Source organism: Nocardiopsis sp. NPDC058789 (assembly GCF_042745575.1).
Taxonomy (GTDB): domain Bacteria; phylum Actinomycetota; class Actinomycetes; order Streptosporangiales; family Streptosporangiaceae; genus Nocardiopsis; species Nocardiopsis eucommiae.
In genome coordinates this window covers 43333-56926 of the sequence record NZ_JBHYOW010000010.1, presented here as the reverse complement: position 1 = coordinate 56926, position 13594 = coordinate 43333, and the positions used below count along the sequence as shown (strand labels likewise).

Here is a 13594-nt window from a genome sequence, read left to right as displayed (position 1 = left end):
CGCGACTACTGAAGAGCGCGTTTCTGCTGGCCGAGCTGCATGAGTTCGACGAAGACCCGGTTGTATTCCTCCGGTTGGGCGACCTGGTCAATCCGGTGCAGTTCGGATTTGAGGTTTGACTCCCGCCGGTTGATGGAATGAGTCCTGATTGTGCTCAGGATTTGTTGGGCGAAATGCTCGTCGAGTTCTCCATAGAACTTGATCTCCTCTACACCCAGGCGTGTGACGAAATCGCGTTGTGCGTCATTGGGCGCCGCGTCCCGGAGCGTCAGCGCCCACGTCTCGGGATCGCTCACCGCGTCGATGCCGCCCTGCTGCCGGATGAGTTGGAGCACCGCGCGGTGCTGGGGGACGGTGAAGTCCTCGTCCGTGAGGGTGTCGAAGCCCCGGGCCAGGTTCGGGTGCTTCACGGCGATCTTGAGGGCCTCCCGTTCGCGCTGCACCGAGGGGTCGCGCAGGTCGTAGGGGGCACTCTGGGCGTCGGGGGTGGGCAGCGGCGCCCGGGGCGCGGGCCGGGCCCCGCCCTGGCGCATGTGCTGGCGGACGCGGCGCACGACGAAGGCCTCGTCCAGGAACCCGAGCCAGCGGTCGAGGTTCTTGGCGTAGGCCTCCCGGGTGCCCGCGTTGCGGATGCTCGCCACCACCGGCGCGGCGGCGTCCAGGGCGGCGATCCGGCCCTCCACGGTGGACAGGTCGTAGTTCTCGAAGGTCTTGCGGACCATGAACTCGTACAGCGGGGTGGCCTCGTCCACGAGGTCGACCACCGCCTGGGGCCCGTTCTGGAGACGCAGGTCGCAGGGGTCGAGCCCGTCGGGCTGGACGGCCACGAAGGTCTCGGAGGAGAAGCCGTGCTCCTCAGCGAAGGCGCGCACGGCCGCCTTCTGCCCCGCCTTGTCGCCGTCGAAGGTGAACACGACCCGGGTCTCGTGGTTGGCCCTCCCGTGGAGCATGCGGCGCAGGATCTTCAGGTGGTCCTCGCCGAACGAGGTGCCGCAGGTGGCGACCGCGGTCGTCACACCGGCCTCGTGGCAGGCCATGACGTCGGTGTAGCCCTCGACGATGACCGCCTTGCCCTGTCGGGAGATCTCCCGTTTGGCCATGTCCAGGCCGTAGAGGAGGCGCCCCTTGTGGAAGATGGGGCTCTCCGGGGAGTTGAGGTACTTGGGGCCGTCCTCCTCGGGGTCGAGCTTGCGCGCCCCGAACCCGACGACCTCACCGGTCACCTCCCGCACCGGCCAGAGCAGGCGGTTGCGGAACCGGTCGTAGGCGCCGCGCCGCCCCTGGCTGGCCAGGCCTCCCTCGATGATCTCGGCGTCGGTGAACCCCTTCTGCCGCAGGTGGTCGGTGAGGCTCTGCCAGCCGCCGGGGGCGAACCCCAGTCCGAACTGCTCGGCGTGCACCCGGTTGAACCCGCGTTCCCCCAGGAACCGCCGCGCCGCGACCGCGCCGGGAGACAGGAGCTGCTCCGAGTAGAACTGGGCGGCCGCCCGGTGCGCGTCCAGCAGGCGCTGGCGCTTGCCCTCGTCCCTGCGCGGGGTGCTGCGCCCGCCCTCCTCGTACCGCAGGACGATCCCGGTCTGCCGTGCCAGGGACTCGACCGCGTCCGCGAAGCTGAGGCTGTCGATCTTCTGCACGAAGGAGATGACGTCCCCGCCCTCCCCGCAACCAAAGCAGTAGAACAGGTTTTTGGCGGGGGTGACGTTGAAGGAGGGGGACTTCTCGTCGTGGAAGGGGCAGAGCCCCTTGAGCGAGCCACCTCCGGCGTTGCGCAACTGGAGGTACTCACCGATCACGTCAGCGATGGGTGTGCGCTCGCGTACGAGGGCGATGTCTTCGTCTTTGATCCGGCCTGCCACGGTTTTCAGGGTAGTTCTCCCCCGGGACGTTCCGACCACCGTCCACAGGGCGGGTCGCCCGCGTCGCCCGCCCACGGGTGGGTCCGGCCGCCCGGAGTGACGGTCGTCGCGGCCCTCGGCCGGAGGTCAGCGGCGGCGCAGGGGTGGTGGTCCCGTGCTGTGGCGCACCCGTAGGCGGGCCGGGACCAGCAGGGGCGTGTCCGTGTCGTGGCCGCCGAGCAGTCTCAGGAGCAGGCCCACGGCGGCCTCCCCCACCTCGGCGGGGTCACCGGTGGCGGTGGTCAGCGCGGGGACGAGGTGGGCCGCCTCCGGGCGGTCGCCGAACCCGGCGACGCTGACCTGCCCGGGAACGCGCAGACCGGACTCCGCGAGGGAGCGCAGCACCCCGAGGGCGAGGAGGTCGTCGGCGGCGAGCACCGCGGTGACCTCCTCCCCCGCCGCGCGCCGGGCCGCGAGCGCGAGTCCGGCGGCGTGACCGCCTCCGGGTCCGGTCCGGGCGGGGATCTCCGGTGCGGGTACCGGCGCCCCGGCCTCCGCCAGGGCGCTCCGCCATCCCCGGGTGCGCGCCGCGTGCCCCGGTGCGTCGTCCGCGACGTGGTGCACGGTGCGGTGGCCGAGCCCGAGCAGGTGGCGGGTGAGGGCGCGGGCACCACCGAGGTGGTCGGTCCCCACCACCGCCAGGGTGTGGTGCGGGTTACCGGGGTCGGGGTCGATCACGACGGTCGGCGGCGGGTGCTGGAGGGCGGCCAGTTCCCCCTCCTGGCCGGGGACGAGGGCGACGCAGCCCTCGGGGGCGTGTTCCAGCAGGCGTTCGGCCACGGCCGACAGGTCCTCGGGCGCGGCTCCGGCGTACAGCACGGTGCGTCCGGTGGCGCCCAGGGCACGCTCCATCCCGACCACCGCACGGACGGTGTCCGGGTGGTCGGGGACGGTGGTGAGCACACCGACCAGTGCGGAGCGGTGGGTGACCAGGGCGCGCGCGGAGGAGTTGCGGCGGTAGCCGAGTTCGGAGATGGCCGCGCGCACACGGGCCTCGGTCTCGGGGAGCACTCCCGGGTGGGCGTTGAGGACGCGCGAGACGGTCTGGTGCGAGACACCGGCCAGCCTGGCGACGTCGTTCATGACGGGGCCGCGTCCAGGCTGTGGGGGCATGCCCTGGTCCCTCGCTCGTACCGGTACGCTCCTGGGCGCCCCGCCACACGGGCACGGTGGCCGGACGCACTGAGCAGTGTGTGGGCTCCCGTGGTGCGCGTCAAGACCGGTGGGCGCGACGATCTCGCCCGCCTGTGGGGGGACGGGTCAGCGGACGAGCCGGGCGTGCAGGGCCGTGGCGGAGGTGTCCGTGAGGGAGGCGACCTGGTCCACGACCACCCGCAGGGCCGAGGCGTCGTCGGTGGCGTTCTCGTAGAGGGCGCGGAACTGGGGGTCCAGGGCCCCGGGCGCCCCCTCCCACAGGACGGTGACGAGTTCGGTGATGGTGCGGCGCTCCTCGGCCTGGTAGATCCTGGCCTCCTCGCGGGACATGACGAAGTGCGCGGCCACCGCCTTGAGCAGGGCGCACTCCAGGAGGGCGCGGCGCGGCAGGACGAGGTCGGCGCGGTAGCGGGTGAGTCGGCCGGGTCCGTGGGCGCGGCGGGTGGCGCCCTCGGCGGCGCGGCAGAACCGGCCGATGAGTTCGCTGGTGAGGTTCTTGAGCGCGGCGAGGGACGCGAGGTCGCCGGTGAACTCGGTGGGCCAGACGGGTGCGGCGAGCAGGTCGCCGAGGACCTCGTCGAGCTCGGCCGGTTCGGCGTCGCAGTAGTAGGCGGCGGCGATCCGGCAGACCTCGGCGCGCTGGACGGGGTCGCGCAGGGCGGCCATGCTGACCAGCCCGGCGTGCAGGGCGTCCTCGACGTCGTGCACGGAGTAGGCGACGTCGTCCGCCCAGTCCATGACCTGGGCCTCGAAGCAGGTGCGTCCGACGGGCGCTCCCTCGCGCAGCCAGGTGAAGGCCTCGGAGTCGTCGGGATAGCAGTTGAACTTGTGGGTGTCGCCGCCCTCCCCGCGTCTCCAGGGGTACTTGACGGTGGCGTCCAGGGTGGCGCGGGTGAGGTTGAGCCCGGCGCTGCGGCCGTCGGGGTCGATGACCTTGCCCTCCAGGCGGATGAGCAGGCGCAGGCTCTGGGCGTTGCCCTCGAAACCACCGCACGCGGCGGCCGCCTCGTCCAGGGCGCGTTCTCCGTTGTGGCCGAAGGGCGGGTGGCCGAGGTCGTGGGAGAGGCAGGCGGCCTCGACGAGGTCGGGGTCGCACCCCAGGGCCTGGCCGAGTTCCCGGCCGATCTGGGCGCACTCCAGGGAGTGGGTCAGCCGGGTGCGCGGGAAGTCGCTCACCCCGGGCTGGACGACCTGGGTCTTGGCGGAGAGCCGACGCAGCGCGGAGCTGTGCAGGACACGGGCACGGTCCCTCTCGAACGGGCCGCGCCGCCTGCTCTTGTGTGACTCCTGGGAGTAGCGCTCGGTGTCGCGCGCGGTGTACCCGTGGGTTCCGCTCTCCGGGGTCACGGTCTCTCCGGGGATGGTCGTCATGGCCCCGAGCCTACTTCCCGGCGACGACGAAACATGTCATTGGCCCTGGTCAGGCCGCGTTGACACGGATGTCGCTGCTGTCGTTGAAGATCCAGTAGTACCAAAGCGAGGCGGTTTCCCTCGTGATGTACCACAGCTGCGTCCGGCGCTCGATGACGGCGGGGCCGGAGCGCGCGGGCGAGGTGCCCGCCTCGATCCCGTGGTCCGCGGCCATCACCTTGCTGCGCAGGCTGTGCCAGGGGTCCGAGACCAGGATGGCGGTCTCCCAGCCGTTGGCCTCGAAGACCCCCTCCATGGCCTGGAAGCTCTGGAGGGTGTCGCTGCCCTCCTCGACCGCGACGACGTGGTCGGCGGGGATGCCCACCTCGATGAGCCAGTTGCGGCCCGCCGCCGCCTCGGTGAAGGCGTCGTCGGGCTGTTTGCCGCCCACCGTGACGATGTGCGGCGCCACACCGTCCAGGTACAGGACCTGCGCCTGGCGCAGTCGGGCCTCGAAGACGGGCGAGGGCACGCCGTTGTACTGGCTGGCGCCCAGGACCACGATGGCGTCGGAGGTCGCGCGGTCGTCCTGGCGGGCGGTGTACCAGACCCATCCCCAGGTGCCGGGCGGGATCGCCAGGGCGGTGACCAGGATCAGGGCGACGAGCCAGCGCACCCGGAAGCGGCGGCGCCTGCGGCGCCTGGGTGTGTGGGTGCGCGGTCCGCGGGGCGGCGGCGGGTTCCGGCGGCCGCCGCGTTCACGGGAGGGCGGTTCCTCGTACGGTTCCCCGAAGGGAGGGTCGAGGGGGTCCTCGTATCCTTCCTCGGTACCGCCGCGCCCGTGGTCGTCGTCGGCGGTGTCCCGGTACGGGGGAAGGTCGCGGCCCCCGCGCGTCGGCGGTCGGTCGCGGACGAACCTGCGGGTGAAGGCGGCGCCCTGGTCGGCGGAGTCGGTCGGGTCGGCGCGGCTGAACTCCCGGGTGCCGTCGTCCGGGCCGACGGGACCGCCGGAGGCTTCGGGACGGGTGAACCGCCGGGTGCTCTCGGCCGCCGAGGCCGCACCGGCCAGCCCGTCACGGGAGAACACCTGTGTGGCCTCGTGGTCAAAGGGGGCCGTGGCCGGGTCGTCCCACGGCTCGTCACCGCGACCGTCGCTCGCCGTTCGCACCGGCCCACCTCCGCTTGGTTGGATCATGACGCGGTACCCCCTCTGGGACGCCCGGCCCCCACCGCTGGTTCGTGGCCTCCCCGTGTGAGCGGGGACACCGGGAAGGGGGAGCCGAGGTGGAACGGGTGGCCGATGGACGCCCGCGGCCCCGACCGCGTGGAGGGGGATCGGGGGCGTCGCGCTCAGGAGCGTACCGACGTCGAGAATATATCACGAAAAGGTCACGGTTGACTTTTCCGTCGACCTGGGCCGTGACGCCCGATTCTAGTGTCCCCGGACGCCCGGAACGCCCGTGGCCGCGCCCCTGTCGCGGGGGCGCGGCCACGGGTGATCGTGGGCCGCTACACGGAGCGGCCGGCGGCCCGACCGGCCTCCAACCGGGCCACCGGCACCCGGAACGGGGAGCAGGAGACGTAGTCCAGCCCCACCTGGTGGAAGAAGTGCACCGAGGCCGGGTCGCCGCCGTGCTCACCGCACACTCCGAGCTTGATGCCGGGCCGCGCGGCGCGGCCCTCCTCGGCGGCGATGCGGACCAGGCGGCCCACCCCGTCCACGTCCAACGACTCGAACGGCGACACACCGAACACGCCCTTCTCCAGGTAGGCGGAGAAGAAGGACGCCTCCACGTCGTCGCGGGAGAAGCCCCACACGGTCTGGGTGAGGTCGTTGGTGCCGAAGGAGAAGAAGGCGGCGTGCTCGGCGATCTGCCCGGCGGTGAGCGCGGCGCGCGGCAGCTCGATCATGGTGCCGACCGGGAAGTCCAGCTCCACGCCGCTCTCCTCCCCCACCTCGCGCAGGACGCGCAGCGCGTCGTCCCGGATGATCTCCAGCTCCTGCACGGTGCCCACCAGCGGGATCATGATCTCGGGCCGGGGGCGACCGCCCGCCCTGATCCGGTCGACCGCGGCCTCGGCGATGGCCCGCACCTGCATCGTGAACAGCCCCGGCACGACGAGGCCGAGGCGCACCCCGCGCAGCCCCAGCATCGGGTTCTGCTCGTGGAGCCTGTGCACGGCCTGGAGGACCCGCAGGTCGTTCTCGTGGCTCTCCCCCCGCGCCTCGGCCACGGCCACGCGCACCGAGAGCTCCGTGATGTCGGGCAGGAACTCGTGCAGTGGCGGGTCGAGGAGCCGGACCGTGACGGGCAGCCCGTCCATGGCCTCCAGGATTCCCCCGAAGTCCTCGCGCTGGAGGGGCAGCAGGGCGTCCAGCGAGTCCTGCTGTTCGTCGGGGGTGTCGGCCAGGATCAGGCGCTCGACGAGCTGGCGGCGGTCGCCGAGGAACATGTGCTCGGTGCGGCACAGGCCGATGCCCTGGGCGCCCATGCGGCGGGCGCGGGCGGCGTCCTCGGGGGTGTCGGCGTTGGCGCGCACGTAGAGGCGGCGGGCCGCGTCGACGTAGTGCATGAGGCGGTGCACGGAGCGCACGAGGTCGTCGGCCTGGTCGGAGGCGGGGTCGATCTCCCCCTCGAAGTAGCGGACCACCGGGGAGTCGACGACCGGCACTTCACCGAGGTAGACCCGGCCGCTGGTGCCGTCGATGGAGATGACGTCACCCTCCTCGATCACCTCGCCGCCCGGGGCGGTCATCCGACGGTTCTTGGTGTCGATGTCGAGTTCCTCGGCCCCGCACACGCAGGTCTTGCCCATCCCCCGGGCGACCACGGCGGCGTGCGAGGTCTTGCCGCCCCGGCTGGTGAGGATGCCCTCGGCCGCGATCATGCCCTCCAGGTCGTCGGGGTTGGTCTCACGGCGGCAGAGAATGACCCGCTCCCCGCTGCGCGACCACTTGACGGCCGTGTAGGAGTCGAAGACGGCCTTGCCGACGGCGGCGCCCGGGGAGGCGTTCATGCCGCGCCCGAGGCGGTGGACGTCCTCCCCGGAGGCGGCCTCCTCGTCGAAGCGGGGGAACATCAGCTGGGCGAGCTGGTCGCCGGTGACGCGCTGGACCGCCTCGTCCAGACCGATCATGCCCTGGTCCACGAGCTGGTCCGCGATGCGGAAGGCGGCCGCGGCGGTGCGCTTGCCCACGCGGGTCTGGAGCATCCAGAGTCGGCCGCGCTCGATGGTGAACTCGATGTCGCAGAGGTCGCGGTAGTGGTTCTCCAGGGTGTCCATGATCCCCAGGAGTTCCGCGTGGCTGTGGGGGTCGATCCGCTCCAGCTCCGTGAGGGGGACGGTGTTGCGGATGCCCGCCACCACGTCCTCGCCCTGGGCGTTCTGGAGGTAGTCGCCGTAGACGCCGGTCTGCCCGGTGGCGGGGTCGCGGGTGAAGGCCACGCCGGTGCCGGAGTCCATGCCGAGGTTGCCGAAGACCATGGAGCAGATGTTGACGGCGGTGCCCAGGTCGGCGGGGATGCGCTCCTGACGGCGGTACAGGACGGCGCGGGGGGCGTTCCAGGAGTCGAAGACGGCCCTGACCGCGAGGTTCATCTGTTCGCGGGCGTCGGCCGGGAAGGGGCTCCCGGTCTGTTCGGTGACGATCTCCTTGAACCGTTCCACCAGCTGGCGGAAGTCGGCGGCGTCCAGGTCGAGGTCGTCGGTGATGCCCTTGGCGGCCTTGAGTTCGTCGATGGCCTCCTCGAACAGGTCGCCGTCGATGCCCTGGACGGTCCTGCCGAACATCTGGACGAGGCGCCGGTAGGAGTCCCAGGCGAAGCGCTCGTCGCCGCCCTGGGCGGCCAGGCCGACCACGGACTCGTCGTTGAGGCCGATGTTGAGGACCGTCTCCATCATGCCGGGCATGGAGAAGCGGGCTCCGGACCGCACGCTCACCAGGAGGGGGTCGTCGGGTTGGCCGAGGCTCCGCCCCATGGCCTTCTCCAGGTCCCTGAGGTCGGCCTCGATCTCGGCGTCGAGCCCGTCGGGGACGGCGCCGTTCTCCAGGTAGTGACGGCACGCCTGCGTGGTGATGGTGAAACCGGGAGGAACCGGGAGACCGATGTTGGTCATCTCGGCGAGGTTGGCCCCCTTGCCGCCGAGCAGGTCCTTCAGGTCCTTGTTGCCCTCAGTGAACTTGTAGACGTACTTGGTCACGGGGGTGCTCCCTCGTTCTCTCGCGGCCGTCGGCGTGGGGTCGGCCCCTGTTGGGCGCGACCCTATCCACAGTCCGCACAAGCGACCCTCCATGAACCACCCTGTTTCGGCATAGTGCCTGTTCATGGACGCCAAAGAGGTCTATACCAATGGTCCAGAGGCAGAACAGGCCACCCACCCGCGAGAACGGGACTCCAGGAACTCCACCGAGGACGTCGACGCTGGTCACGCCTGCTCGACCACCACCCCCATCCGGAGCCGGACGGGCGCGGGCGGCCCACACCGTGGCGCGACCAATCCCCCGACAGGCCCCCTCTCCCGGGACGCACTGTGCCGCGCGACACAGGATTACCATCAAGTAACCTACGCATCCGTAAGTTAGGCTTCTCGGTGTGGCCCGCCAGGGAGCGGGGTCGCCGGATCTGAAGGGTGTGAACGGTGTCGAAGGCGCGGGAGACAGGGAGCGTGCGAGCAGCCGCTGCCGCGGGGGACCTACTGGAGGCGGTCAAGCCCAGGCTCCGGGGATGGCTCCATCTGGGCACCGCACCGCTCGCCCTGGCGGCGGGCATCGTCCTGGTGGCGCTCTCCCCCACCGCACCCGCCATGGCGGCCAGCGCGGTGTACGCGCTCAGCTCGGTGCTGCTGTTCAGCACCTCGGCCATCTACCACGTGGGCCGCTGGTCACCACGGGCCCAGAAGGTCCTGCGCCGCATGGACCACTCGAACATCTACCTCATCATCGCGGGCACCTACACGCCGTTCATCATGCTCGTGCTGGAGGGCACCCTGCGCACGGCCATGCTCGCGCTGGTCTGGGGCGGGGCGATCGCCGGGGTCGCGTTCAAGCTCCTGTGGCTGAACGCTCCGCGCTGGCTCTCCACCGCGCTCTACCTGGCCATCGGCTGGGTCGCGGTGCTGTTCATCCCGGACCTGGTCAACGGCACCCACCCGGCCACCTGGATCCTCATCCTCGTGGGCGGCGTGCTCTACAGCGTCGGCGCCGTGGTCTACGGGCTCAAGCGGCCCGACCCCGCTCCCCGCTGGTTCGGGTTCCACGAGATCTTCCACTCCCTGACCATCGCGGCCTTCGTCTGCCACTACATCGCGGTCTCGTTCGTCGTCTACACGGCCACCTGATCCCGGCCCGGCCTTCCACCCCGGCGTGACCTGGGCGGGAGGGCCGCGACGTGCTCAGAGCAGTCCGTGGATCTCGGTGGTGCCGGGGATCGCGAGCGCGATCACCCCCGGCGCGGGGACGAACGGAGCGAGCTCGTCCCTGTCCCCCAGCGATACGCCGTCGGCCCACACCGGGACCTCCCCCGCGACGGCCTCACCCGGGACTCCGGTCCCACGGGGGACCGGAACGACCGCGTACTCGACCTTGTCGATGGCGTGCCTCTCGCTCTGCAGAGGAAGGTAGCGCGCGGAGAAGGCCAGGAGCACGTCCTCGGCGACGAGGAGGTGCTCCACCGTGTGTCGGCCGGGAACCGTCCACCCCTCCCCCTCCTGCTCGGGAAGGTCGAAGGCGAGCTCGGTCTCCCCGTTCACACCGTCGATCCGGTAGCCGATCTCCTCGCGGTCCCGGCACGCGCCCTCGAACTCGAGGGACAGGTGCTGACCGGCCATGGCGGCGGTGCCGACCACGATTCCGGGCTCGGCACCCCGGCACTCCGGCGCCGACTGGGATGCCAACGGCTCACCGGACTCCGGGTCCAGGATCACCCTGTGGGCCAGATGGAGGTAACGATCCTCCTCCTCGTCGGTCCCGTAGCGGTAGCCGACATGGAAACCGACCAGCGAGGCGTCCCAGGCCGCGCGCACGACCACGGACGGTGACCGTTCGGCAGCGGAGACGTCCTGTTCGTAGTGCCACAGATCGTCCCCACTCGCGGGATCGAATGCCCACAGTCGTACGACGGCGTCCTGCCCGCTCTCGTTCCACCGGGCGCCGCTGAGGTGATCCACCTCCCCGCACCACAGGGCCCCCACGACGGCGCCGGACGTCGTCACCGTGTGGTTCGGCATGTCGTGGGGGTCCTGGTTCGGCAGGACGCACTCCGAGGGGAGGTCCCGCGACCACAGGGGCAGGCCCGTCCGCGCGTCGAACCCGAGGACGGCCGCCCTGGTCCAGGTGACGAGGGTGTCGTCCGTGACGGTCGGGGTCGCGCCTTCCCACGACGCCGGTCTCACCGTCTCGAAGTGCGGCTCGCCGGTGAGGGCGTCCAGGCTCACGATGGCGACCCTGGCAGGTGATCCGGAGAACGACTCCAGGAACACGGTCCCTCCGTCCGGGCTCACCCCCACCCCGTGCATGGAGGCGTCCTCACCTCTGAGCCGGTAGGACCACCGCTCCTCGCCCGTGGGACCGTCCAGCATCACCAGGCTGTCCTCCAGCTGGGCGAGCACACCGTGGCCCGCCGGGAACGCGGCCCTCACGAAGGTGCCCTCCGGGGCCCGCCACGTCCAGCTGCCCCCGGTGACCGTCGAGGGCACCGGGGCGGGGGCGCCACCGGCCTCCACGACGACGGACTCGGCGTCGAACCGGAACGGAGGCGCTGGGAGCGGGATCAGTGCCGTGACCGGCCGGACCGCGACGGCCACCAGGGCCAGGGCGGCGACCGCGCCCGCTCCGACCCCGCGCGCGACCCGCCAGGGCCCCCGGACGGCCGAGCGCGTGGACGCGCTCGGGTCTCCACCGTCGGACACGTGGGAGACGACGACGGACACAGGCACGGTGAGGCCCACCAGCACGAGGGCGAGGAGGTACACGACGTCGGCAAGATACGCGGGTGAGAGCTCGCTCTGGATCACACGTGCGGCGTTGAGCCACTGGAACGGGGCCAGACCCAGCGCGATCGCCCCCACAAGGAGGGCCAGGATGTAGCGGATCCGGATCTCTTGGGGGCGCCTGTCCCACACCAGGAAGATCAGTGCGGCGACGACCACGGCGGGCCCGAACAGTCGGGCCGGGAACGGGGTGAGTTCGGACAGGCCGATGGGCGAGGGGACGGCCAGAAGGAGGAGAACGGCGCCGCTGACGGCACCCGCTCCGGCCAGGGGGGAACGAGAGAAGGGCACCACAGGAGTATGGCAGCGGGCCCTGACAGCGGACCTCGGCGGTAGCGTCCTTCGGCCCGCACTCCGCGCGGCCGGGGAACCCGCGTTCGGTGGCCGGACCTGGGGCCTGGCCACCGATCGCAACGGTCAGGCGAAGACGAACAGCGGCGGGAACACCAGCACCACCACGGCGACCCACACCGCGTAGACCGGCAGGTAGGTGGTCTGCCACCGCTCGACGGCGGCGAACGGCCGTGTGCCCCGCACGAAGCCCAGCAGCAGCCAGGCCGACCACGCCAGGTGCACCAGCAGCACGAGGTTCAGGCCGAGGGCAGCCGTCTTGTTGGCCGTGAAGCCGAACTCCGCGATCCGGGTGAGCATGGCCGTCAGGGCGACGGCGTTCACCGCCAGCGCCGTGCCCACCAGGGCCAACTGGAGCCAGTCGAAGACCCCCGGCCGCAGCAGCGGGTCGCGCGCCGAGATCGAGTAGAGCAGCAGGAACAGGACCAGCACCAGGACCGCGTCCATCACGATCAGCAGTTCGCGGTCGACCCTGGCCAGCGGTCCGTTCACCAGCAGCGCGGCGAGGTCCGCTACCAGCATCAGCAGCGCCAACGGGGTGAAGACCTTGGCCAGGACCGGCGTGATGTTCTCCACCACGCTCTTCTTCGCCTCCACCAGCCACGCGGCCACCAGCACCGAGCCCGGCACACCGACGGGCAGGAGCCAGGCCGCGAAGAACGGGGTGATGTCCACGTCGGCCAGGCCGAGCACCGCGACGGTCAGGCCCACCAGGACCATGGAGCCGAGGGCGATCAGCACGAGGTACATCACGAGCTCGCCGGTGAACCGCACGAAGTCCATCCGCCGCTCGTGGGAGCGCCACCGGCCACCCGTGTGCAGTACGCCCACGAGCAGCCACAACAGGACCGGCGCGTGTGTCAGGGCGAGGACGGCGGTCATCCCGGGCAGGGGGAAGGGCCCGGGGGACTCCTGGAACGGGTAGAGGTTCACAGCCAGGGCCGGGACCGCCGCGAGCGCCGCCGTCACGGCGCCCACCTGCCAGGGCGCGCGGCGCTTCCAGGCGAACCACCCCGCCAGGAAGGGCAGGATCACGAAGGGGAGGTTGCGGGTCACCACCATCCCGTCGTCGACCGTCACCTCCAACAGCTTGACCGCCAGCCCCGCGCCGACCGCGAAGAGCAGCGTCACCCCGAGCTCGCGCCAGCGTGAGCCGCCGGTCTCCTCCTCGGCGTCGGGGACCAGGACCAGCTGCTTCCAGAGCCGGTGGGAGTGTTCCCGCGCGAACTCCCGCGAGACCGCGTCCAGGCCGCCCATGCGCTTGACCGCGACCAGGAAGGCCTCCTCGCTGTCCAGACCACCCGACTCCAGCTCGGTGATCTGTTCGCGCAGGTGGTCCTCCATCTCCTCCACGTCCGGCGCCGAGATGACCCGACGGCGCGTCACGAAGCCGCGCCACTGGTCGATCTGCTCCTCCAGCACGTCACCGCGTGCGCCCTCGACCGTCACGCGAACCCCCCTGCCGACTCCGAGCCCGGGTACTCGGGGCGTGGAACCGCCTCCCAGACCCGCCGGAGCGCCTCCTCGACCACGCTCCACTGCTCGCGCCGCTCGGCCAGGGCCTCCAGCCCCGCCTCGGTGATCGCGTAGTGCTTGCGGCGCCTGCCCGCCTCCGACCGGCCCCAGGAGGCCCGGACGAGACCGTTGCGCTCCAGCCGGTGCAGCAGCGGGTACAGCATCCCGTCGGTCCAGTTCATGCGACCGTCGGAGAGCTCGTTGACGCGCTTGACGATCGCGTAGCCGTAGGACTCGCCCTCGGACAGGATTCCCAGAACCATCGGGGTGGCCGAAGCGGCGACCAGGTCCTTGTCTATGTGCATGCGTGTCCTCGTACCTCGGTGTTCCGACCCGAC

At 71.4% G+C, this 13594-nt stretch carries 9 protein-coding genes; 1 reads left to right on the top strand and 8 read right to left on the bottom strand.

The window, feature by feature from the left end; translation table 11 throughout:
* Positions 1-5 precede the first annotated feature (5 nt).
* The 5 genes from dnaG to ppdK all read right to left on the bottom strand — a co-directional run bounded on the left by dnaG (position 6) and on the right by ppdK (position 8603).
* Positions 6-1856, bottom strand: a complete 1851-nt coding sequence (gene dnaG, locus ACFW3L_RS16400; protein ID WP_378741152.1) for a DNA primase — start codon at positions 1854-1856, stop codon at positions 6-8.
* Positions 1857-1982: 126 nt separating this feature from the next.
* Positions 1983-3008 (bottom strand): LacI family DNA-binding transcriptional regulator, encoded by a 1026-nt coding sequence (locus ACFW3L_RS16395; RefSeq protein WP_378741150.1) that lies wholly within the window; start codon positions 3006-3008, stop codon positions 1983-1985.
* Between the two features lie 147 nt (positions 3009-3155).
* Entirely contained in the window at positions 3156-4421 is a 1266-nt protein-coding gene (locus tag ACFW3L_RS16390; RefSeq protein ID WP_378741148.1) for a deoxyguanosinetriphosphate triphosphohydrolase, read from the bottom strand.
* Between the two features lie 49 nt (positions 4422-4470).
* Entirely contained in the window at positions 4471-5568 is a 1098-nt protein-coding gene (locus ACFW3L_RS16385; protein ID WP_378741146.1) for a YdcF family protein, read from the bottom strand.
* 341 nt (positions 5569-5909) lie between these two features.
* Positions 5910-8603: a pyruvate, phosphate dikinase gene (gene ppdK / locus ACFW3L_RS16380; RefSeq protein ID WP_378741144.1), complete on the bottom strand. Its 2694-nt coding sequence runs from the start codon at positions 8601-8603 to the stop codon at positions 5910-5912.
* A 465-nt stretch (positions 8604-9068) separates the two neighbouring features.
* On the opposite strand from ppdK, the gene ACFW3L_RS16375 reads away from it, so the two are divergent.
* Positions 9069-9740, top strand: coding sequence for a hemolysin III family protein (locus ACFW3L_RS16375; RefSeq protein ID WP_378741142.1), 672 nt, complete (start codon positions 9069-9071; stop codon positions 9738-9740).
* Positions 9741-9794: 54 nt separating this feature from the next.
* Here ACFW3L_RS16375 and ACFW3L_RS16370 read toward each other — a convergent pair whose 3' ends face one another.
* From ACFW3L_RS16370 to ACFW3L_RS16360, 3 genes are all read right to left on the bottom strand, one after another.
* The gene (locus tag ACFW3L_RS16370; protein WP_378741140.1) at positions 9795-11681 is read right to left on the bottom strand and encodes a PQQ-binding-like beta-propeller repeat protein; all 1887 of its coding nucleotides are present in this window, start codon (positions 11679-11681) and stop codon (positions 9795-9797) included.
* A 126-nt stretch (positions 11682-11807) separates the two neighbouring features.
* Entirely contained in the window at positions 11808-13190 is a 1383-nt protein-coding gene (locus tag ACFW3L_RS16365; RefSeq protein WP_378741138.1) for a permease prefix domain 1-containing protein, read from the bottom strand.
* The gene (locus tag ACFW3L_RS16360; RefSeq protein ID WP_378741136.1) at positions 13187-13561 is read right to left on the bottom strand and encodes a PadR family transcriptional regulator; all 375 of its coding nucleotides are present in this window, start codon (positions 13559-13561) and stop codon (positions 13187-13189) included. The genes ACFW3L_RS16365 and ACFW3L_RS16360 overlap by 4 nt, the downstream gene beginning before the upstream one ends.
* Positions 13562-13594 lie beyond the last annotated feature (33 nt).

What these genes read in the sequence shown, in the direction of transcription:
- ACFW3L_RS16395 (WP_378741150.1), bottom strand. Translation starts at nt 3,008, where the DNA reads ATGCCCCCACAGCCTGGACGCGGCCCCGTCATGAACGACGTCGCCAGG.
- ACFW3L_RS16360 (WP_378741136.1), bottom strand. Translation starts at nt 13,561, where the DNA reads ATGCACATAGACAAGGACCTGGTCGCCGCTTCGGCCACCCCGATGGTT.
- ACFW3L_RS16390 (WP_378741148.1), bottom strand. Translation starts at nt 4,421, where the DNA reads ATGACGACCATCCCCGGAGAGACCGTGACCCCGGAGAGCGGAACCCAC.